Origin of the sequence: Pseudarthrobacter sp. WHRI 8279, from assembly GCF_040224115.2 — a bacterium.
Lineage (GTDB): Bacteria > Actinomycetota > Actinomycetes > Actinomycetales > Micrococcaceae > Arthrobacter.
Genome location: NZ_CP168162.1, coordinates 1 through 20,880, shown reverse-complemented (window position 1 = coordinate 20,880; position 20,880 = coordinate 1). Strand labels below are relative to the sequence as shown.

General features: G+C 64.7%; 19 protein-coding genes. 1 reads left to right on the top strand and 18 read right to left on the bottom strand.

From position 1 onward, the window contains the following. Positions 1-5: 5 nt before the first annotated feature. Positions 6-899: a 5-deoxy-glucuronate isomerase gene (gene iolB, locus ABRP28_RS00095; RefSeq protein ID WP_350003973.1), complete on the top strand. Its 894-nt coding sequence runs from the start codon at positions 6-8 to the stop codon at positions 897-899. Between the two features lie 94 nt (positions 900-993). Here iolB and ABRP28_RS00090 read toward each other — a convergent pair whose 3' ends face one another. From ABRP28_RS00090 to iolC, 18 genes are all read right to left on the bottom strand, one after another. After that, the gene (locus ABRP28_RS00090) at positions 994-2,178 is read right to left on the bottom strand and encodes an IS30 family transposase (protein WP_374152828.1); all 1,185 of its coding nucleotides are present in this window, start codon (positions 2,176-2,178) and stop codon (positions 994-996) included. A gap of 78 nt (positions 2,179-2,256) precedes the next feature. After that, positions 2,257-2,436 carry a hypothetical protein gene (locus ABRP28_RS00085; RefSeq protein WP_350004782.1) on the bottom strand — a complete coding sequence of 60 codons (180 nt, stop codon included), beginning with the start codon at positions 2,434-2,436 and terminating at the stop codon, positions 2,257-2,259. A gap of 28 nt (positions 2,437-2,464) precedes the next feature. Beyond that, positions 2,465-3,508: a Gfo/Idh/MocA family oxidoreductase gene (locus ABRP28_RS00080; protein WP_350004784.1), complete on the bottom strand. Its 1,044-nt coding sequence runs from the start codon at positions 3,506-3,508 to the stop codon at positions 2,465-2,467. Then, a complete protein-coding gene (locus tag ABRP28_RS00075) occupies positions 3,505-4,290 on the bottom strand; it encodes a TIM barrel protein (protein ID WP_350004786.1) in 786 nt (261 codons plus the stop codon). The genes ABRP28_RS00080 and ABRP28_RS00075 overlap by 4 nt, the downstream gene beginning before the upstream one ends. Beyond that, positions 4,290-5,378, bottom strand: a complete 1,089-nt coding sequence (locus tag ABRP28_RS00070) for a Gfo/Idh/MocA family oxidoreductase (protein WP_350004788.1) — start codon at positions 5,376-5,378, stop codon at positions 4,290-4,292. The genes ABRP28_RS00075 and ABRP28_RS00070 overlap by 1 nt, the downstream gene beginning before the upstream one ends. Positions 5,379-5,413: 35 nt before the next feature. Next, positions 5,414-6,457, bottom strand: coding sequence for a Gfo/Idh/MocA family oxidoreductase (locus ABRP28_RS00065; RefSeq protein ID WP_350004790.1), 1,044 nt, complete (start codon positions 6,455-6,457; stop codon positions 5,414-5,416). After that, the gene (locus ABRP28_RS00060) at positions 6,457-7,452 is read right to left on the bottom strand and encodes a Gfo/Idh/MocA family oxidoreductase (RefSeq protein WP_350004792.1); all 996 of its coding nucleotides are present in this window, start codon (positions 7,450-7,452) and stop codon (positions 6,457-6,459) included. Before ABRP28_RS00060 ends, ABRP28_RS00065 begins: the two co-directional genes overlap by 1 nt. Positions 7,453-7,541: 89 nt before the next feature. After that, a complete protein-coding gene (locus ABRP28_RS00055; RefSeq protein WP_350004794.1) occupies positions 7,542-8,477 on the bottom strand; it encodes an ATP-binding cassette domain-containing protein in 936 nt (311 codons plus the stop codon). 14 nt (positions 8,478-8,491) lie between these two features. Continuing rightward, entirely contained in the window at positions 8,492-9,541 is a 1,050-nt protein-coding gene (locus tag ABRP28_RS00050) for an ABC transporter permease (protein WP_350004796.1), read from the bottom strand. 61 nt (positions 9,542-9,602) lie between these two features. After that, positions 9,603-10,604 (bottom strand): substrate-binding domain-containing protein, encoded by a 1,002-nt coding sequence (locus ABRP28_RS00045; RefSeq protein WP_350004798.1) that lies wholly within the window; start codon positions 10,602-10,604, stop codon positions 9,603-9,605. Between the two features lie 251 nt (positions 10,605-10,855). Beyond that, positions 10,856-12,301: a sugar porter family MFS transporter gene (locus tag ABRP28_RS00040; RefSeq protein WP_350004801.1), complete on the bottom strand. Its 1,446-nt coding sequence runs from the start codon at positions 12,299-12,301 to the stop codon at positions 10,856-10,858. Then, complete coding sequence (locus tag ABRP28_RS00035) at positions 12,298-13,173, bottom strand: sugar phosphate isomerase/epimerase family protein (RefSeq protein ID WP_350004803.1); 876 nt, start codon at positions 13,171-13,173, stop codon at positions 12,298-12,300. The genes ABRP28_RS00040 and ABRP28_RS00035 overlap by 4 nt, the downstream gene beginning before the upstream one ends. A 108-nt stretch (positions 13,174-13,281) precedes the next feature. Beyond that, on the bottom strand, positions 13,282-14,295 hold the full coding sequence (locus ABRP28_RS00030) for a Gfo/Idh/MocA family oxidoreductase (protein ID WP_350004805.1): 1,014 nt from the start codon (positions 14,293-14,295) through the stop codon (positions 13,282-13,284). A gap of 46 nt (positions 14,296-14,341) precedes the next feature. After that, positions 14,342-15,253, bottom strand: a complete 912-nt coding sequence (locus tag ABRP28_RS00025) for a sugar phosphate isomerase/epimerase (protein ID WP_350004807.1) — start codon at positions 15,251-15,253, stop codon at positions 14,342-14,344. Between the two features lie 32 nt (positions 15,254-15,285). Next, complete coding sequence (locus ABRP28_RS00020) at positions 15,286-16,797, bottom strand: CoA-acylating methylmalonate-semialdehyde dehydrogenase (protein WP_350004808.1); 1,512 nt, start codon at positions 16,795-16,797, stop codon at positions 15,286-15,288. A gap of 45 nt (positions 16,798-16,842) precedes the next feature. Further along, on the bottom strand, positions 16,843-18,807 hold the full coding sequence (iolD, locus tag ABRP28_RS00015; RefSeq protein ID WP_350004942.1) for a 3D-(3,5/4)-trihydroxycyclohexane-1,2-dione acylhydrolase (decyclizing): 1,965 nt from the start codon (positions 18,805-18,807) through the stop codon (positions 16,843-16,845). Positions 18,808-18,847: 40 nt separating this feature from the next. Then, a complete protein-coding gene (locus ABRP28_RS00010) occupies positions 18,848-19,798 on the bottom strand; it encodes a deoxyribose-phosphate aldolase (protein ID WP_350004810.1) in 951 nt (316 codons plus the stop codon). After that, positions 19,795-20,796 carry a 5-dehydro-2-deoxygluconokinase gene (gene iolC / locus ABRP28_RS00005; protein WP_350004812.1) on the bottom strand — a complete coding sequence of 334 codons (1,002 nt, stop codon included), beginning with the start codon at positions 20,794-20,796 and terminating at the stop codon, positions 19,795-19,797. The genes ABRP28_RS00010 and iolC overlap by 4 nt, the downstream gene beginning before the upstream one ends. Between the last annotated feature and the right edge of the window lie 84 nt (positions 20,797-20,880).

Here is a 20,880-nt window from a genome sequence, read left to right as displayed (position 1 = left end):
ACTCCATGACCAACTGGGTCTATCCCCTGGGCACCGCCACCGACGGCAAGTGGGACGTTTCCATCGGAACTTCGGACTCCTCCCTGTCCGTGGACGGCTGGGCACATACCGGACTGAAGGTGGCCACGCTCGCCGCCGGGGACGACATCGTCCTTCCCGCCGCAGGTGAGGAACGCATCGTGGTGCCCCTCAACGGATCCTTCACGGTTACGGTCGACGGCACCGAATACCGGCTGGGCGGCCGCGACTCCGTGTTCCACGGCCCCAGCGACGTTCTGTACTCGGGCACCGGACGCGCCGTAAGCATCACCTCGGCCGACGGCGGGAGGGTAGCGGTTGCCACGGCCCCGGCAAGGGACGCGTACCCCACCCGGCTGGTAACCGCCGCCGAAACCCCGGTTGAGCTGCGCGGTGCGGGCAACTGCTCCCGCCAGGTCCACAACTTCGGCACACCGGCCGCACTCGAGGCCGACCGGTTCATTGTCTGCGAGGTCCTCACTCCCGCAGGCAACTGGTCCTCCTATCCCCCGCACAAGCACGATGAGGAGAAGGACGGCGAGACGCACCTCGAGGAGATCTACTACTTTGAGACGCGGGTGGCCAATGGGTCAGCGGCGCCGGCGGATGCGGACGCAATCGGCTACCAGCGCGTCTACGCCTCGGACGAGCGCCCCATCGACGTCTCGGCGGAGGTCCGCACCGGTGACGTTGTCCTGGTGCCGTACGGCTGGCACGGTCCCGCAATGGCTGCGCCGGGATACGACCTCTACTACCTCAACGTCATGGCAGGCCCCGGGCCCGTGCGCGAATGGCTCATCAGCGACGACCCCCACCACGGCTGGGTGCGCCAGACCTGGGATGGCCAGGACATCGACCCGCGGCTCCCGTTCGGCGCCTAAGCGCCCGCACATCCCGCGATCCAGCTGGATTTTTTGTCCAGGTATGCAGGGTTCAAGGGCGGCAATGTCAAGTGGTGGGAGCAACGCGGGGTGGTTAGGCCGCTTGCAGCAGCTGGTTTAGCCGGTTGGCTGGGGTATCGAGGTTGAGGGTCGGTCGGGGGCGGCGGTTGAGCTTTGCCGCGATGCGGTTGAGGTCCTCAGGGGTATGGGCCGAGAGGTCGGAGCCTTTTTCGAACCAGAACCGCAGGAGCCGGTTGGTGTTTTCATTGGTGCCGCGCTGCCAGGGCGAGTGCGGGTCGCAGAAATAGAGCGTGGTTTCCAGCGCGGTCTGGATCTTCGCGTAGCCGGCGAGTTCTGTGCCGCGGTCCCAGGTGATCGAGCGGCGCAGGTGCTCCGGGAGGTTCGCCATTTCCCGGATCATCGCGGCGGCGACGGTTTCGGCGGTATGGTCCCCGGGCAGGTGCAGCAGGATCGTGAACCGGGTTGAGCGCTCCACGAGAGTGCCGATCGCGGTCCCGTCAGAACCGATGATCAAGTCACCTTCCCAGTGCCCGGGGACCGCCCGGTCCTGGACCTCGGCGGGGCGTTCGCTGATCTTGAACGCCTCCTTGTAGGGGCTGCTCTTGAGCCGGTCGGCGGTGTGGGGGATGCGTTGTTTACGTTTCAGGCTGAGGTTTTCGGCCAGGTCTTTCCGCAGGCTTCCGCGGGTTTGGACATACAGGGCCTGGTAGATCGTCTCGTGGCTCACCTGCATAGTCTGGTCACCGGCAAAGTAAAACGCCAGCATCGACGAGATCAGCTTCGGACTCCACCCATCGTCCATCCACACCGCGATCAGCCGGCACAAATCCTCGTCCTCGATGAGCTTGAAGGGCTTGGGCCGGCGGCGTGCCTGATGGGCTCTGGTGTGCGCGACTTTAGCGTTGTACCTGCCCTCGGCGTCACAGTTGCGGTTGACCTCCCGCCAGATGACGGACTTGTCCCGTCCGATGGCCGCACCGATCTTCGCGTAGCTCATCCCGGCTTGCCGGCCCATCTGGATCATCCCCCTCTCGGCTTCGCTTAGTGCCCGCCCGCAGGAGACCTCCACGGACGGGGCAGGATCTGCCAGGCCGCCATGGGCCGAGATGCTCAGCGTCATCTGACCAGACTCGGCCCACCACTTCTTCCCGGTCCCGCGCGAGGCTCCGACACGCCGTGCAGCCTCACTGACGGACGCGCCGGAGCACACCAAATCAAGAAAATCATCACGAACATGGACAGGAAACAACTTCGGCATCAAACGCTCCATCAATCAGAACGTTGCAACCACCATATGAATCTGCCGGCCTCCAGCCCTGCATATCTGGACAAAAACTCACACCTGCAGGGCGTCCTTGCGGTCCGCTGGCACTTCAGCCTCCGGACGCGGCCCGGCGCTGCTCCGCTTGGCGGCGGCGGCAGCGAAGGCCACGACGGCCACCCCCACCAGCGTGATGGGAGCAGCGCAGGAGATCCCTGAACTGGCTCCCTGGTTGACGCGCTCCCCAAGCTGCACGCGGTGTACTGAACGGGTTCGGTGCGGCTCAGGACAGGTGGTTGGCCACCGCTCCTGCCACCCGCACCGGAAGGCCGCTGGCCAGGGACTCCTGGGCGGCATCGGCCACCCGGGAGGCGGCCACAGCGTCCTCGGGGGTGCACGGGTTGTCCCGCTGGCCCAGGACAAGCTCTACGAAAGCGGCCATCTCGGAACGGTACGCCTGGTCGAAGCGCTCGGCAAAGGTCCTGTGCGGCCCGCCCGAAGGGAAAGTGACGCCGGGTTCGGCTGACACCATCGCCGTTTTATCGTCCAGCCCCACCATGAGCGAGCGGCGGGAGCCCTGGATTTCCAGCCGGACATCATGGCCTGCCCCGTTGTAGCGGGTGGCTGACACTGTCCCCACCGTGCCGTCGTCGAACGTGACCAGGGCCAGGGCGGTGTCCACGTCCCCGACTTCGGCGATGGCCGGGTCGCCGTTGTTCGAGCCTTTGGCGTAGACCTCAACGATTTCGCGGCCGGTCAGCCAGCGCAGGATGTCGAAGTCGTGGACCGAGCAGTCGCGGAAGAGCCCGCCTGAGGTTGCAAGGAACTCCACGGGAGGCGGGGCCATGTCGCAGGTCACCGCACGCAAGGAGTGGATCCATCCCAGCTCGCCGGCCCGGTAAGCCCTCCTGGCTTTCAGGTAGCCGGCGTCGAACCGGCGCTGGTGGCCAACCTGCACAATGCCATTCTTATCGCGGATGTAGTCCAGCACCGGCAGGGCGTCCGCAACGTTCATAGCCACGGGTTTCTCGCAAAAAACCGGGATGCCGGCGTCCACTCCCGCCTTGATCAGTTCGGGATGGGTGGCGGTGCCGGTGGCCACCACCAGGCCGTCCACTCCCGAGGCCAGCAGTCCGTCAACCGAGGGCAGATACTCCGCCTCCAGGCCCGCGGCTACTCGCCGGGCATGCTCTTCAGCCACGTCCGTCAGCCGGAGACTCACGTTGATCCCCTCCGGATTCAAAACGCTGTTGAGGGCCGCGATGTTGTTGGCATGCATCACGCCGATCCGGCCCACTCCGACCAGTCCAAGCGTTACGTTTTTCATGCTTTTTCCTCTGCATAGACGGTAAAGGCGGTCCGGAAGGCGTCGAGGGCTGCGTTGCTGTCATCCTTCGCCCAGGCCTCCATGCCCACGGTGCCCTGATAGCCGGCCTCAGCGAGGGCACGGGCCACAGCTGCGTAATTAATTTCCCCGGTGCCTGGCTCGCAGCGTCCGGGAACATCCGCCACCTGGACTTCGCCGATATGCGGCAGCGCAGTGCGGACCAGCTCAATGAGGTTCCCCTCCCCCAGCTGCGCGTGGTAAAGGTCCAGCATGAGCTTGACGTTGGGGTGCCCGGCCGCCTCCACGAGCGCCAGGGTGTCCTTGGCGCGGGCCAGCGGGATGCCGGGATGGTCAAGCACCGTGTTGAGGTTTTCCAGGCAGAACGTCAGGCCGTGCTTTTCGCCCAGCCTGCCAAGCCGCTCCAGGGTCCTGGCACCAGTGCTCCACATCCTCCCGCTGGAACGGAAGACGGGCCTGGCAGCCTTGCCGTCGATGAGTTCGGCAGGGTGCACCACCATGCGGCTGACTCCGAGCTCAAGGGCAGTGGGGATCAGCGATTCGGCTGATTGGACCACGTGATCGGCAGTGTCCGGGTCCACCAGGCTGCCGGACGTGTAGCCGGTCATGGAGGAGAAGACGGCCCCGGTGGCCGCCAGCGCGGGAATGTCCCTGTGCCGGGAGTCCCAGAGTTCCACGTCGAATCCCGCCTCGTGGATCCGACGCACCCGTGTCTCGAACGGAAGGTCCAGGAAGACCATTTCCGCGCAGACCGCCAGCCGCATCAGACGGCCGCCTTTTCGGTCACGGCAACCGGAGCGCCGCTTTTCACCGATTCGATACAGGCAAGTGCCATGGCCAGGGCGCGGCGGGCGTCGGCGGCGCCGGGCGTAAGGGTGATGTCCGACGGCGGCGGGGACCCGCCGTCGCGCTTTGCCTGAACGGCCGCGGCGAAGTCCACGAGTTCGTCCGTGTAGGCCTGGCGGAACAGCTCGACGTTGAGGCGTGGCGTATCCGCCGAGAGTCCCCCGGCGGTGTAGCGCCGGGCCTCCGTTTCGGTGGTCCGGCCCGCCTGTACCATGCCTTTGGAGCCAAACACCTCGCCACGGACGTCATACCCGTAAAGTGCGCTGAAGTTCGCCTCGGCTACGGCGATGGCACCGTTGCTGTACCTGATGGTTACTACTGCAGTGTCCAGGAATCCCTGGTTGCGCAGGGATGGCTCCACGAGGGCATCCGCCACGGCGTACACCTCGATGGGCTCAGCCCCCTCGTTGAACCAGTTGAGGGTATCGAAGTCGTGGATAAGCGTTTCCAGGAAGATGGTCCATGCCGGAACCCTGGCGGCGTTGGGGATGCTTCCGGTCCCGGGATCGCGGGTCAGCGAGCGCAGGAGTTGCGGGGTTCCTGCTACTCCTGCGGCGAGGTCTTCCTTCGCTGCCCGGAAGTCATCGGCGTACCGGCGGTTGAATCCGATCTGGAAGTGCACGCCCGCCTGCTCCACAGCCGCGAGCGCGGCGTCGAGTTCTGCCAGGGACTGGCCGGCCGGTTTCTCGCAGAAGATGTGCTTCCCGGCGGCGGCCGCCTGGGCAATGAGTGGGGAATGGAACCGGGCCGGGCTGGCGATGACCACGGCGTCGATCTCCGGATCGGCGAAAATATCATCGGCACTGGCCGTCACCTTGGCGGTACCCAGCTGCAGGGCCAGGTTCTGCGCGGACTCAATGTTGGGGTCCGCGATGGCCGCCAGGGCGGCACCGGGGACGCGGCGGGCAACGCTCTCGGCATGGAACGCACCCATCCAGCCTGAGCCGATGAGTCCGATGCGTACCGGTACGGGTGCTACCGCACTTTGCTGGGAGATGTAAGCCAATGGCTCGTCCTTTCGATGGAGCGTACAACAAGGGATCAGGAGGGCGAATTGTCTTCGCCAGGGAAGGTGATGCTGAGCTGCCGGCGGATTTCGTCGGCTGCTTCCATGGTTCGGATGGAGGAGTCCAGCGGACGCTGGGGGCTTTCCAGCTGTCCGGCTGCGATGGAACGCGCAACGGCCGCGGCCTCGTAGTGCAGGCCCTCAAAGTGCCCGCCCGCGGGCTCGTTGTAATGCAGCCGTGTGCCGTCAGGGAACCGCACATGGAAGCTGCCGGGCATGTTGAACGGGCCGTCGATGGCCAGTGTCGCCCGGGAGCCCACAATTGTGGCAGCCGTGGGGGTGAAGTTATGCAGTTGCGTGTTCATGACTGCATTGCCCCCTCCCGGGAATCCCATGATGGCCGAAAGCTGGGCATTGACCCCTGATTGGTGCTGCTGGCCCAGGACATGCATCCGGTCCGGGGCGCCTAGGACTTCGGTAATAAGTGCCAAGGGATACGTCCCGAGGTCCAGCAGCGGTCCCCCGGCCAGCTCTGGATCGAAGATCCGGTGGGTGCGGTTGAAATACTCCCCGTACTCCGCCACCACGGTGGTCACGGTCCCCAGCATTCCTCCGTTGAGGACCTGCCGAATGACGTCGTACTTCGGCAGGAAGAAGGTCCACATCGCTTCGGCCGCGAAGACGCCGGCAGCCCTGGCCTGCGCGGCGATGTCCCGCGCCTGTCTGGCGTTGAGTCCGACCGGTTTTTCGATCAGAACGTGTTTTCCTGCTTCGAGGGCCAGCAGGGCGGCATGGTGGTGGACATTGTGCGGGGTGCTGACGTAAACGATGTCGATATCGGCAGCTGCAGCCACCTCCTCGTAGCTTCCATACGCGGCAGGCACGCCATGGGCGTCGGCGAACGCTTTGGAGCGTTCCAGGGAGCGGGATCCGACGGCGGCAATCACCTGGCGTGAATGGGCCTGCACGGATTCCGTGAACCGTTCGGCGATCCAGCCGGGGCCCATGATGCCCCACCGCAGTGAGGGGGCGTCCTGTGAATCCGGCACGCGTGGGGCCGGCAGGACGGGAGCAGCCATCAGTAGATCACCTTCGTGAAGGATCCGTCGCTGTGCAGCGAACGGATCATGGCCTGGGCCACCTGCGAGGCCCGCAGGCCGTCCTCGCCGGTGGCGAGCGGGGCCGATTCGCCGCGTTCCAGGGCGGATATCCAGGCCTGGAGCTGGAGGCGGTAGGCGTCGGCGAAGCGCGGGCGCCAGTCCGCGGGAGTGCTCGAGCGCTGCTGCCCCTCGTGGTGGACCACCAGCGCTGCGGGTTTCGGCAGGGCAGCCGAACCGTACTCGGACACGACCTCGCACCTGGTGGTGTAGCCGGACTGCGCATTCAGGAACAGCTCGAGGGTGGCCAGGGCGCCATCGGCCGTCCGCAGGAGCATCAGCGCGGGATCCTGCAGGTCCCCGGTACTGTGCCGGGAGCTGCGCCCCGCCTGCCATGAGACTTCGGTGACGGGCGTGCCCATCAGCCACGGGATGATGTCGAACTCGTGGATGGCCGAATTGGTGATGGCCGATTCCGAGCTGCTGCCAGGTCCCGCTTCGACCGTGCGGCTGGTGCAGTGGACCATCAGCGGTTCGCCGTAGCTGCGGAGCCGGATGGATTCGTGCAAGGCGGTGTAACCGGGATCGAAACGCCTCATGAAGCCCATGGACAGCAGCCTGGCACCGGTCGCGGCAAGGATGTCGGCCTCAGCCTCCACCACTTCAAGGCTCTCCAGGAGCGTGGGGGCCAGGGGCTTCTCGCACAGCACCGGTGTCATGGCCTCGAAGCATTCCAGCACCAGTCCCGCATGGGTGGAGTCATGCGAAGCGATAACGACGGCGTCCACCTCACTGGAGTTGATCAGCTCCGAGGGATCGGTGGTAGTCCGGGCCGCCGGCGGCGCGGCTGCCGCTGCACGCGCGGCGTCGAGGTCTGCCACGAAGGTGACTTCTGCGCCGTTGACTGCGGATGAAAGGTTTTTGATGTGGTCTGCGCCCATGACACCGGCGCCGATGACGCCCACCCGGATCGGCATGTTGACTTCCTGTCTGCTGTTCGTTCGATTGGGCCAATGCCGGTCGGCGGTGCCCGTCCGCATGTCCGGCGGGCACCGCGTCGCTCCTGCTAGAGGTGCCGTGCGGCCCCTTCCTTGGGCATCTCTGTGGTGTGGGCGACGTCGGCCACCTCGGCCTGTACTTCCTTGACCACATCGCTGTGCCCGCCCAGCTGCTCAAGTTCGTGGGCGAGTTCGGCAAGTTCGGCGCCGCCGGCCATCTGGGCCGTGAGCTCGTCCAGGGTGATGTCCTGCTTGTCGTAGTAACCGATGGACTTGCCGCGCTTGAGCAGCAGGAACCGGTCCCCCACGGGGAAGGCATGGTGCGGGTTGTGCGTGATGAAGATGACGCCAAGTCCCCGGTCCCTGGCCTGCAGGATGTAGCGCAGGACCACACCGGACTGCTTCACGCCAAGCGCCGCCGTCGGCTCGTCCAGGATCAGGACCTTGGCGCCGAAGTAGACGGCGCGTGCAATGGCCACGCACTGGCGCTCACCGCCGGAGAGCTGGCCGATGGGCTGCTCCACGTCGCGGAGGTCGATGCCCATTTCAGCCAGTTCCTTTTTGGTGATGTCCTTCATCTTCTGGACATCCATGCTCTTGAAAGGACCAAAACCGCTGGTCAGTTCCGAGCCGAGGAAGAAGTTCCGCCAGATCGGCATCAGCGGAACCACGGCGAGGTCCTGGTAGACGGTGGCGATTCCGGCATCCAGGGCATCGCGGGGTGAACCGAACTTCCGTTCCTCCCCCATGATGTTCAGCATCCCGGCGTCGTGCTGGTGCAGTCCCGCGATGATCTTGATCAGTGTGGACTTGCCGGCGCCGTTGTCTCCCAGGACGCAGGTGACGCGGCCGTTGTCCACGGCCATGGTGACGTCCCGGAGGGCCACGATATTGCCGTAATGCTTGCCGACCCCGTCCAGGGAAAGCAGGTGCACCGGGGTGTGCGTCAACGGATCTTTTTCGTTCTGAAGCAGCGTCTGCTGGTTGATCTCTTGTGCGTTCATGATCTCTGGACCCCTTACTTCAGTTCCGCGCGGCGCTTGACGATGAGGTTGACGATGGTGGCCAGCAACAGCATCAGGCCGAGGAAGAACTTGAACCAGTCCGGGTTCCATTGGGCGTAGACGATGCCCTTGTTGGCCATGCCGAAGATGAAGGCGCCAATCGCACCACCAATCGCTGAGCCGTAGCCGCCGGTGAGCAGGCATCCGCCGATCACAGCGGCGATGATGTAAAGGAACTCGTTGCCCACGCCTTCACCGGACTGCACGGTGTCGAAGGCGAAGAGGTTGTGCATGCCCAGGATCCAGCCGCAGAAACCGACACCCATGAACAGTCCGATCTTGGTTGCTTTGACCGGAACGCCCACGGCACGGGCCGCGTTCTCGTCTCCGCCGACGGCGAAGATCCAGTTCCCCACCTTGGTCCGCATCAGCACCCAGGTGGCGACGGCGACGAGGGCGATCCAGATGAAGACCGTGATCTGGACATCTATCCCGCCGATCCGCACTGAAGACGCAAACACCGCGCGGGCGGAGGCGAAGCCGTCCATGTCCGAAATCGAGGGGGACGAAACACCGCCGCCGATCATGCGGGTCAGGCCCAGGTTCAGGCCGGTCAGCATCAGGAAGGTAGCCAGGGTGACGATGAAGCTGGGCAGCTTCGTCTTCATCAGGATCCACCCGTTGATGTAGCCGATGGCCAGGGACACCAGCAGAGCCAGGAGGACCCCCACCCAGACGTTGGTGCTGAAGTACCAGCTGAACATCGAGGCCGTCAGTGCCGAGGAGATCACGGCGACACCGGTGGAAAGGTCGAACTCCCCGCCAATCATCAGCAGCGACACCCCTACCGCCATGATCCCGATTGTGGAACTGCCGTACAGGATGGTAGCCAGCGCATTGGGCTGGGTGAACGTCGAGGACACCAAGGCAAAGAAGATGAAGAGGACGATAGCGCCCACCAGGGCGCCGACCTCGGGGCGGGCGAGCAGCTTCTGGAGCGGGTTGCGTTTGCCGATGCGTTCATCGGTGACGGCGGTGGATGTTTTGGTGAGTGTCTGTGTCATGGGTTTCTCCTGCTAGGCGGGTTCCGGAGCCGCAAGGCCCCGGAACCCGGCTCAGTCATCCTTAGCGGATGCCTTCCTTGGCGAACTTGAGAACGTCAGGAGCCGCGGCCTGATCAATGATCGACGGGCCGGTCAGGACCGGGAGCCCGCCACCTACGTGAATGCCGCCCCTCTTGACCTGCCACAGGGCGTCGATGGCGCCATAGCCCTGGAGCCACGGCTGCTGGTCCACAGTGAAGGCAACCTTGCCATCGATGATGGCCTGGGCCAGTTCACCGTTCATGTCAAAGGACGCAACCTTCACCTTGTCGGCCAGGCCCAGGCTTTCCACTGCCTTGTGGATGGTCAGCGTGAAGGGCGCTCCGAGGCCGATGATGGCATCTGCATCCGGAGTGGCCTGGAGCTTCGCGCTGACGGTCGAGGACACCTGCGTCATGTCCGTTCCCTGGACGAACAGGTTCTCGGTCGCCGGGATCTTGGACTTGACGCCGGCACAGCGGGCATCCAGGGCCACGTTGCCTTGTTCCATGATCACGCAGATGGGGCGCTTTGCTCCCAGCGAGTTGAGCTTGTCGCCAACAGCGGCACCGGCGAGGTTCTCGTCGGATCCGAAGTGGGTGAAAGCGCCTACCTGCTGCCACACGTCCGCTCCAGAGTTCAGGCTGACGACGGGGATGCCGGCGTCAGTAGCTTTCTTCAGGGCGTCTTTGAGTGCGTCCGGCTTGGCGAGGGTGACGGCGATCCCTTCCACTTTCTGGTCGATGGCCTGCTGGATGAGCTGTGCCTGGCGTCCACCCTCGGGGTCGGATGTGTACAGCAGTTCAACGTTGTCTTTGGCGGCGGCCTCTTCGGCACCCTTGCGGAGGATGTCCCAGAAGGTGTCACCGGGAGCGGCGTGGGTGATGAGGGCGATCTTCATGCGTTCTGTTGTGGCGACTTGCCCCCCTCCGCCCGCGCCGCCTGCCTCTTCGGTCCTGCCGCCGGTGCTCGAGCATGCACTCAGGGCCAGCATCGGCGCAATAGCTGCCACCAGGGTTGCCTTGCGCCAAGAAAATTGAGCCACGTGAATCTCCTTTGATTTCAGCTCCGGGCTGCCACGGTGCGGCTTCCGGAATGTGCTTAGTACGATCATCGTGACTTGAACCACACATGTCAATACTTTGTCCTGACATTAGTATGTAAACACGTAATGTGCGGTTTGGAGTGCGGAAATGATCGCTTTTGCAGCGATTTCACAACGCCCGCTCAACGCACGGAAGCACCCTCGTCCGGGAGGACAAGGGTGCTTCTGTGGTCGGCGTGTAACGCGGTGAGCTAGGAGGCTCCTACGCCGGCAGTTGCTTCATTCTTCACAGCGGCGGCGTTCTTGAAGTAGTGCTCCACGTCTTCAAGGCTCTTGTCCTTGGTTTCCGGGACGAACTTCGCGGCGAAGGCAATGGCTCCTACTCCAAGCACGGCGAACACAAAGAAGGTGCTGGACAGGCCGATCGCCGCCAGCAGCTGCGGAAATCCGAAGCCCACCATGAAATTGACGGTCCACAGGACGAAGGCGGAGGCGCCCATCCCGAGCCCGCGGATCTTCAGCGGAAAGATCTCGGAGAGCATCAGCCACGTCACCGGGGAGATGGCACCCTGCTGGAAGGCAAGGAACGTCACCGTCAGGGAAAGGATCACGAAACCACGGGCTGAGCCTTCTGGCAGGATCAGCGAGAACAGGCCGATCAGCAGCAGCGCCGTCGTCGTGCCTATCTGCCCTGTGATAAGCATCCGACGGCGGCCCACCCTGCCGAGCAGCCATATCCCCACGAACGTGGCGAGGACGGAGATGACGCCGTTGGCAATATTGGCGGTCAGCGCAGCCTCCCGGGCGAAGCCGGACTGCGCAAGGATTTGGGTTCCGTAGTACATGATCGAATTGACTCCGGTGATTTGCTGGATCACCGCAAGCCCGATTCCCACGACGAAGATCCGGCGCAGCCAGGGAACACCCAGGTCCTTCCACGAGCCCATCTTGGACTTGTAGTCCTCCACGGCCATGGCCTTGACTTCTTCGAACTCCTTCCGGGCTTCCTCCTCGGACCGAATGCGCTGCAGGACGCTGAGCGTCTCACCGAAGCTGCCCATCGAGGCGAGCCACCTTGGGCTTTCCGGCATAAAGGTCATGCCGATCCACAGTGCTATGGCGGGCAGGGTGGCAATCACCAGCATCCAGCGCCAAATCCCGCCGGTTTCGCCGAAGGTGTTGCCCAGGTAGGCGTTGAAGATGAAGGCCAACAACTGCCCGGTGACGATCATCAGTTCGTTCTGCGTGACGATCCGTCCACGCCGCGCACTCGGCGAAACCTCGGCCAGGTAGACGGGGACGGTAACGGAAGCGCCGCCCACGGCCAGTCCCAGGACGAACCGGGCTGCGATCATCACTTCCGTGCTCGGCGAGAAGGTACAGGCCAGCGTTCCCACGAGGAAGATCATCGCCAGGACCATGATCATCTTTCGGCGGCCGTTCCGGTCGGCCAGGCGGCCGCCGAACAGTGCACCGAAGGCTGCTCCAAACAGGAGGGAGGAGGTGACCAGGCCCTCGGTCAGAGGGGTGAGCCCGAGGTCTTCCTGCATATAGGGAAGCGCGCCATTGATCACACCGGTGTCGTAGCCAAACAACAGGCCGCCGAAGGTGGAGATAATGGTTGCGGTCCGGAGCGCCCGCTTGTGGTTGGACGGCTGCCGGCTTTTGATGGCCCCGGCCGGGCCGGGAACACTCATAGGCTGACCTTCTGGACGTACTGATTCATGGTTTCCAGCTGGTACCGGGAGACCTCCCCGGCGTGCTCGTCCTCTGCAAAGACGCTGGACACCATCACCGTGTTGTCCTTGTCCAGGAAGCCGATTTCCTTGAGGCCGCCGAAGAACTCGTCCCAGTTCACGTCGCCGTCGCCGATCTTCAGGTGCTGGTGCACGCGGACGGGATTGCCCGGCGGGTTGGTGATGTACCGGAGACCATGGGAAGCATGGTGGTCCATGGTGTCAGCAACATGGACCAGGCGCAGCTTGTCCCCCGCCGCACGCATGATCTCCAGCGGGTCGTTTTTCATATGGAAGCTGTGCGAGGCTACGTAGACCAGGCCCACGTTCTTCGAATTCAAGCCGCGGATAACCCGAATGGCGGCCAGCCCCTCCTCGACAAAGTCGTCAGGGTGCGGGTCAATGAGCAGGTCGATGCCCTCCCGTTCGATGATCGGCAGGAGTTCCTCCATGGAGCGGTAGAACGCCCGCTCGGACTCCTCCGCCTTCTCGGGTCGGCCGCTGAACTCGGTGTTCATTGTGCTGACGCCGAGGTCCACGGTGATCTGGATGGCACGCTTCCAGTACCGGACGGCCGCTTCGCGGTCATCCTCGTCCGGGCCGGACCAGCGGAGTACGGGCAGGACGGAGGCGATCTCGATACCGGCATCCCTGCAGGCCTTGTTGAGCTGGCCCACCAGTTCATCATCGGCCTTGGGATGGTTGTAGAAGGGGATGAAGTCCGCGTGCGGAGTCATCTGCATGTACTTGTATCCGAGATCGGCCACCACCTTCGGAAACTCAAGCAGGCTGTGCGAGTGGTGGAACGGGGTGGGGTCAAGCGCGATTTTCACGTAAAACACTCCATGGTGGATCAGTAAGGCTGGAGGAGTTTTTGTCCAGATATGGAGGGCTGGCATGCCCGAAGGTCGGCATATCTGGACAAAAACTCCAGCGGGCGACTAGTTGTAGAGGTCCGGCTTTGAGTTGAGCTGGACCTTCACCTTTTCTCCCGACTTCTGCGCTTCGACGCCGGCCTCGCAGCATGCTGCGGTGGCGTAGCCGTCCCACGCCGTGGGTCCACCGATTTCACCCTTCAGCGCGGCGTCCACCCATGACTGGATTTCGACGTCGTACGCGGCGCCGAAGCGCTCCTCGAATCCCGGGGTGACGTTACCGCCCCAGCGTCCGGCGCTGCGGGTGTAAGGGCCCTTGTCGCCCCCAATGCTGACAACACCTTCTTCGAAGGACGCCTGGGTCCCAACCTCGTAGCCGTACTTGGCGTTGACGAAGATTTCAACGTCAGCCAGGACACCTGATTCGGTCTCCAGCAGGACGTGCTGCGGATCGTGCTGGCCGGCCGGGGCGTTCCTGGTGGCCTTGCCCAGGCGCACCTGGACGCTGGTGATCTCCTCACCGGTGAAGTAGCGGATGGCGTCGAACTCGTGGACCACGGAATCGTTGATCAGCATCTCGTTGGTGAAGCCGGGCGGCGTGGTGGGGTTGCGGTGCTGGTGGTGCAGCATCAGCAGTTCGCCCAGTTCGTTGTTCCGGATGATCTGCCCCAGCGCGGCGTATTCGGCGTCGAAGCGGCGCATGAAGCCAACCTGGATCCGCTTGCGGCCCAGCTCAACCTCAGCCTCCACGATCTTCCAGGAGGACTGGGCATCGGGGGTCAGCGGCTTCTCGCAAAGGATCGGGATGTCCTTGGCGATGGCCTTCAGCAGGATGTCCTCGTGGAGGAAACCGGGGGTGGCAATGAGTACCGCGTTGACGTCGCCGTTGTTGAGGGCTTCCTCGGCATCGGCAAGCGCAACGGCGCCCGGAATGCCATCCACAGCCGCCTGGGCACGGGCAAGGTCAACGTCCACGACGGCGGCAACCTCGGCTCCGTGGATTCGGGTGTTGAGGCGCTGGATGTGGTCGGCGCCCATGCGCCCGGCGCCGATGACGGCGACGCGGAGTGCTTCAGTCATTGTTTCGTTCCTTTAGGGTCTATTACGGATGCGGGCGGTGTGGCTGTCAGTTGACGGTGGTCCGGGAACCGCAGGACAGCAGGTAGTTGCGGGTGCGCTTGGCAATAGGCATGGGCACATCGAAGGCGACCGGATACATGTCCTGCTCCACGATGCCGAAGATGGGCCGGTTGAGGGCCTCCACCGCTTCGATGACGGCACGCAAATCGGGAAGCCCGTTCGGCGGCTCGGTCATGACACCGGCCAGGTTGGCTGCGGCCCACGTCATGTTTTCCTCATTGACCTTCTTGAGGATCTCCGGGTTGATCTGCTTCAGGTGCAGGTAGCCAATACGTTCGGGGTAGTTCTTGATCAGCTCAAGGCTGGACGCTCCGCAGTACTCGGCGTGGCCTGTGTCCAGGCACAGGTTCAGGTACTCGGGGTCGGTGGCGGCCAGCAGCGTTTCGATGTCCTCCTGCGCGCCCACGTGGGAGTCGGCGTGCGAGTGGAACTGCTGCTTCAGGCCGAAGTCCTCCAGTAGGGTCTTGCCCAGCCGGTTGTGGCCGGCGAACAGATCCGCCCACGCCTTCTCGCTCAGCGTGCCGCTTTCTACAGCCTCGCCGGTGACGTCGTCGCGCCACATGGCCGGGATGACCACAATGTGCTCGCCACCCATGGCCGCCGTCAGTTCGGCTACCTTGCGGGCCGGCTCCCAGGCGGTCTCCCACTGGTCCAGTCCGCGGTGGAACGCGGTGAAGACGGTGCCCGCAGTGACCTTGAGGTCGCGCTGCTTCAGTTCATCGGCCAGCCGTGCAGGGTCGGTGGGCAGGTAGCCGTACGGGCCCAGCTCGATCCACTTGTAACCGGATTCGGCCACCTCGTCCAGGAAGCGTTCCCACGGGGTCTGCTTGGGGTCGTCCGCGAACCAAACACCCCAGGAGTCCGGCGCCGTGCCGATGATCAGCTTGTTCTCAGTCATGACAGCGTTGTCTTTCTTGTCGGGCGTGAGGATCAGTTGGACGGGAAGTTGTAGGAAGCGCCGGAGGCGTGGGTGGGTTCGGGCCAGCGGGAGGTGATGACCTTGCCGCGGGTGTAGAAGGAGACGCCTTCGGGGCCGTAGATGTGCTTGTCCCCGAAGAGGGAAGCCTTCCAGCCTCCGAAGGAGTGGTAGGCCACCGGGACGGGCAGGGGCACGTTGATCCCGATCATGCCCACCGTTACAGAGCGCTGGAACTTCCGGGCGTGGGCGCCGGAGGAGGTGAAGATGGCGGTGCCGTTGCCGTACGGGTTGGCGTTGATCAGCGCGATGCCGTCTTCAAGGGTATCCACGCGGACCACCACGAGGACGGGGCCGAAGATCTCCTCAGTGTAGGCAGTCATTTCGGTCTTCACGTGGTCGATCACGGTGGGGCCTACCCAGAAGCCGTCTTCGTGGCCGGGGACCACCAGGTCGCGGCCGTCCACCACCATGGCGGCGCCTGCCTTTTCGGCTTCGGTGACGATCCGTACGATGCGTTCCTTGGAGGCGGGGGTGATTACCGGGCCCATTTCGGCGTCGGGGGCGGTGCCGTTGTCGACCTTGACGGCCAGGGCGCGTTCTTCGACCTTCTTGACGATGAGGTCCGCGGCGTCCCCGACGGCGACGGCGACGGAGATGGCCATGCAGCGTTCCCCGGCGGAGCCGAAGGCGGCGGCGGCGAGGTGGTCGGCGGCGTTGTCCAGATCGGCGTCGGGCATCACGATGGCGTGGTTCTTCGCCCCGCCCAGGGCCTGGACGCGCTTGCCGTGCTTGGTGGCGGTTTCGTGGACGTACTGGGCGATCGGGGTGGAGCCGACGAAGGAGATGCCGTCCACGTCAGGGTGGGTCAGGAGCCCGTCCACCGTTTCCTTGTCACCGTGCAGGACCTGGAACACGCCGTCGGGCAGGCCTGCCTGCTTCCAGAGCTTGGCCAGCAGCATGGAGGCGGACGGGTCGCGCTCGGAGGGCTTGAGGATGAACGCATTGCCGGTGGCGATGGCCATCGGTGCCATCCACAGCGGCACCATCACCGGGAAGTTGAACGGCGTGATGCCGGCAACCACGCCGAGGGGCTCGCGGAAGTTGAAGACATCAATCCCCGTGGAGACCTGGTCCGAGTAGTCGCCCTTGAGGAGCGTGGGGATGCCGCACGCGTACTCGATGACTTCCAGGCCGCGGCCGATTTCACCCTTGGCGTCGGAGAGGACCTTGCCGTGCTCGGCGGTGACCAGCTGGGCGAGCTCGTCCACGTGGGAGGCCACCAGTTCGCGGAATTTGAAGAGCACGGCGGTGCGCTTGGCCAGGGAGATGTCGCCCCAGGTATCGGCGGCCTTGCGGGCAGCGGCGACGGTGGTGTCCAAGTCGGCCCGGTTGGCCAGGCGCAGCTGTGCGGACACGGCGCCGGTGGCCGGGTTGTAGACGGATGTGGTGCGGTCACCCTCGCCGGCGCTTTCGGCGCCGTTGATGAAGTGGTTGATCGTGGAGGTCTCGGTTGTAACAGTCATGGCGACTCTTCCTTGAGTTGTAAGCGTTCGGGTGTCGAAAGGGAATCAGCCGAGCAGCTTGCGCTGGCGGGCCTTGTGGTCGGTGTAGGTCTGGAAAGCCGCTTTCGTGGAGTCCAGTTCCGAGACCTGGGAGACGGGAACGTCCCACCACGACTCTGAACTAGGGGCGTCCAGGAGTGGGTCGGATTCAACGTGGATCAGGATGGGCCCTGTGCCTTCAGGGGCGGCCTTGGCGTCGCGGATGGCCTGCTCGAGTTCGGCGATGACCTTGTCCCCCGGCTCGATCCGGATGACCTTTACGCCCAGGGATTCGGCGTTCAAGGCGAGGTCCACTGGCAGGGTCTCCCCGTTGTCGAAGCTGTGATGCTCTTCATCCAGGGCCCGGTACTGGGTGCCGAACCGCTGTGAGCCCAGGGATTCGGACAGCGAACCGATGGAGGCGTAGCCGTGGTTCTGGATCAAGACAACAATCAGTTTGATCCGTTCGGCGACGGCGGTGACCAGTTCGGTGTGCATCATCAGGTAGGAGCCGTCCCCCACCATGACGACGACGTCCCGCACATCGGCCCTGCCGGTCCCACCAGCCTCGCCAGCCGCCGTCGTGCTTGCTGCGGCCTCAGCCAGGACGGCACGCTTGACGCCCAGGCCACCCGGGATCTCGTAGCCCATGCAGGAGTACGCGTATTCCACGTGGTAGCCGAACGGGTCCCGGACGCGCCACATTTTGTGGAGGTCACCGGGCAGTGAACCCGCTGCGCAGATCACCACGTCGCGGGCGTCCATGGCCCGGCTGGTGGCGCCGATGATCTCGTTCTGCGCCGGCAGCGGCGTGTGCCGGGTATCAAAAGCCTCGTCCACGGTGGCGTCCCAGCGCTTCTTCTCGGCCACAATTTTCTGCTCAAGGTCCGCGCCCACGCGGTAGCCGCCAAGGGCCTGGTTCAGCTTGACCAGTGCCTTGCGGGCGTCGGCCACGATGGGCAGCGTGGTGCCGTGCTTGTAGGCGTCGATCGGGGCGACGTTGATGTTGATGAAGCGCACGTCCGGGTTCTGGAACGCGGTGCGGGACGCGGTGGTGAAGTCCTCGTAGCGCGTGCCGATGCCAATGATCAGGTCCGCCTCGGCAGCGACGGCGTTGGCCGCTGTCGTGCCCGTGGAACCAATGGCTCCGAGGGAGTGCTTGTGGTCCCACGGCAGGACGCCGACGCCGGCCTGGGTGTTGCCCACCGGAATGCCGGTCAGCTCCACGAACTTCGCGAGTTCCTCGTTCGCGTAGGCGTAGAGGACGCCGCCGCCGGCAATGATCAGCGGCCGCTTTGCAGCACGGATGGCCTCAGCAGCGCGGGCGATGTCGTCATCGTCCGCGTCCGGGCGGCGGATCCGCCACTCCCGCTCAGCCAGGAACTCGGCAGGGACGTCGAAGGCCTCCGCCTGCACGTCCTGGGGCAGCGAGATGGTCACGGCGCCGGTCTCGGCGGGGTCGGTCAGGACGCGCAGGCCGTGGTGGAAGGCGGAGAACAGCTGCTCCGGCCGGGTGACCCGGTCGAAGAACTTGGACAGCGGCCGGAACGCGTCATTGACCGTGATGTCGTAGGCGTGGGGCTGCTCGAGCTGCTGGAGCACGGGGTCAGCGGCTCGGGTTGCGAAGGTGTCACTCGGCAGCAGCAGCACCGGTAAGCGGTTCGTCGTCGCCAGGGCTGCTCCGGTCAGCAGGTTGGAGGAGCCCGGGCCAATGGACGTGCTGATGGCAAAGGTCTGGCGGCGGCGGGTGTGCCGGGCGTATCCAACGGCCTGGTGCGCCTGAGCCTGCTCGTTCCGCCCCTGGTAGTACGGCATGATGGTCGGATCCAGCTGCTGGTACTGTTTCAGCGCCTGGCCCACACCGGCCACGTTCCCGTGCCCGAAAATGCCGAAGGTTCCCGGAATCAGCCGCTCACGGTACTCAACGCCTGCGACGGAGTCCACCGTGTACTGCTTCGAAAGATACTCGACGACGGCCTGCGCGACCGTCATTCTGCGGGTGGCAGTTCCTGATGTTGTTCCCATGGGAAGGCTACTCCGATACTTCTTCGGTTCGGTCTGGGGTGGTGTGGTTCAGCAGGGAGGCGGCGGTGGCCACGGCGCCGGCAACATCGCCGTCGGCCGGGTAGAGGAGGGTCCGCCCAACGGTGAGGCCCTGCACGCCGGGCAGCGCTAGGGCTGCCTGCCAGCTTGCGAAAACCTCGTCCTGGCTGGTGTCAGGATCCCCGCCCAGCAGGACGGTGGGCATGGTGGTGGCCGCCATGACCCGTTCCATGTCCGCCACGACGGGGAGCTTCATCCAGGTGTAGGCGCTGGTGGAGCCCAGGCCCTCGGCGATCGCTATGGATTTGATCACCGCGTCCGTGGAGAGGTCGTTCCGGACGCGGCCGTTCTCCCGGACCGAAAGGAAGGGTTCCACCATGGCGACCAGTTTGCGCTCAGCCAGCGAGTCGATGGCCCTGGCGGTGGCTTCAAGGGTGGCAACAGTGTCCGGGTCCCCCAGGCAGATGCGGGTGAGCATCTTGCCGCCGTCGGCACCGAGGGCTTCCAGCGCGGCTGCCGTATGGCCGGTGAAACGGTCGTCGAATTCGTTAACCAGGCCAGCGAGCCCGCCGCGGTTCATCGAGCCGAAGACGAGCTTGCCTTCAAGCGCACCCAGGAGCAGCAGGTCGTCCATGATGTCCGGCGACGCAAGCACGCCATCCACGTCCGGGTTTGCCAGGGCGACCTGCAGCCGGTCCAGGAGCTGCCGGCGGTCTGCCATGGCCACCGGATCGTTGCCGACGGCAAGGGCGCCGCGGGCGGGGTGGTCGGCTGCGACAATGAAGTTCTGCCGTCCGTACTTCAGGCCGGGATGGCGGCGCCGCGCCTTCGCTGCCCGGGCTATCGCGTCCGGATCTTCCAGCCTGATAGTGCTCAGGTGGGCGTAGCGGCGCGGGTCGTCGTCCAGCGCATTGTTCGAGGCCAGTGGCGTGAGGGTCACAGTGCTGCTCCTTCGGTGGCAAACTGGCCAGGCACCAGGCGGCCGCGTTCCGCCAGCAGCGAGGTGACCTCGGCCGGCGTCGGCATGGCGTCGGCGCAGGAAAGGCGCGAGGCGACGATTGCGCCGGCGGCGTTTGCATAGTCCAGGACCTGGGCGAGCGGCCAGCCGGACAGCAGTCCGTGGCAGAAGGCGCCACCAAAGGAATCGCCGGCACCGAGGCCGTTGACGGTTTCCACCGGCACGGGGGCGGAGACTACGCGCTCAGTGCGGGTTTTCGCCATGACGCCTTCGGGGCCAAGCTTGACGACGGCGATCTCGACGCCGGCGGCCAGCAGGCGGTCGGCCTGCTCATCGGGGGTTCCCTCCCCTACCGCCACGGCGCATTCCTTGTCGTTGCCGATGGCGACGGTGACGTGCGGCAGGATCTTGGCCACCTCGGCACGCGCTTCCTCTTCAGATGCCCAGAACATGGGCCGGTAGTCGAGGTCGAGGATGGTGAACTGGCCATCTTTGAGGCCAGTCCGGGGCCGGGCCTCGTGTGCCTTGATGTGCGCCGCCCTGCTGGGCTCCTGGCACAGGCCGGTCACCGTGGACCAGAAGATTCCCGCGCTGCGGATGGCGTCCAGGTCCAGCTCTTCGGCCCTAATCTGCAGATCCGGGGCGGTGGGAAAGCGTCCGTAGAAGTACAGGGGAAAATCCTCGGGCGGTTGGATCGCGCAGAAGGTGGCCGGGGTCTGGAGGCCGTGCACCGGGATAACGAAAGAATCATCCACCCCGAATTTCTTAAGTTCACGGTGCAGGTAGGTGCCGAAGGGGTCGTCACCGGTGCGGGTAATGACCCCCGTACGGCGGCCGTGCCTGGCAGCGGCTACTGCGACGTTGGACGGCGATCCGCCAAGGTACTTGCCGAAGGACATTACGTCTTCCAGGCCAACTCCGATGTCGTTCGGGTAAATATCAACGCTGATGCGCCCGATCGTGAGCAGTTCGTGGGTCACGGTGTTGCGGACCTTTCTCGTTTGAACTCTGTACCTCAACAGTTAGAGCTCCGGTGCCTTGGCTGGCCCTGCCATGAGCGGGGT

Excerpts from the sequence above, each read along its gene's own strand:
- iolB (WP_350003973.1), top strand. The coding sequence starts at position 6 with ATGACCAACTGGGTCTATCCCCTGGGCACCGCCACCGACGGCAAGTGG.
- ABRP28_RS00090 (WP_374152828.1), bottom strand. The coding sequence starts at position 2,178 with ATGCCGAAGTTGTTTCCTGTCCATGTTCGTGATGATTTTCTTGATTTG.
- ABRP28_RS00080 (WP_350004784.1), bottom strand. The coding sequence starts at position 3,508 with ATGAAAAACGTAACGCTTGGACTGGTCGGAGTGGGCCGGATCGGCGTG.
- ABRP28_RS00075 (WP_350004786.1), bottom strand. The coding sequence starts at position 4,290 with ATGCGGCTGGCGGTCTGCGCGGAAATGGTCTTCCTGGACCTTCCGTTC.
- ABRP28_RS00065 (WP_350004790.1), bottom strand. The coding sequence starts at position 6,457 with ATGGCTGCTCCCGTCCTGCCGGCCCCACGCGTGCCGGATTCACAGGAC.
- ABRP28_RS00060 (WP_350004792.1), bottom strand. The coding sequence starts at position 7,452 with ATGCCGATCCGGGTGGGCGTCATCGGCGCCGGTGTCATGGGCGCAGAC.
- ABRP28_RS00055 (WP_350004794.1), bottom strand. The coding sequence starts at position 8,477 with ATGAACGCACAAGAGATCAACCAGCAGACGCTGCTTCAGAACGAAAAA.
- ABRP28_RS00050 (WP_350004796.1), bottom strand. The coding sequence starts at position 9,541 with ATGACACAGACACTCACCAAAACATCCACCGCCGTCACCGATGAACGC.
- ABRP28_RS00040 (WP_350004801.1), bottom strand. The coding sequence starts at position 12,301 with ATGAGTGTTCCCGGCCCGGCCGGGGCCATCAAAAGCCGGCAGCCGTCC.
- ABRP28_RS00030 (WP_350004805.1), bottom strand. The coding sequence starts at position 14,295 with ATGACTGAAGCACTCCGCGTCGCCGTCATCGGCGCCGGGCGCATGGGC.
- ABRP28_RS00025 (WP_350004807.1), bottom strand. The coding sequence starts at position 15,253 with ATGACTGAGAACAAGCTGATCATCGGCACGGCGCCGGACTCCTGGGGT.
- ABRP28_RS00020 (WP_350004808.1), bottom strand. The coding sequence starts at position 16,797 with ATGACTGTTACAACCGAGACCTCCACGATCAACCACTTCATCAACGGC.
- iolD (WP_350004942.1), bottom strand. The coding sequence starts at position 18,807 with ATGACGGTCGCGCAGGCCGTCGTCGAGTATCTTTCGAAGCAGTACACG.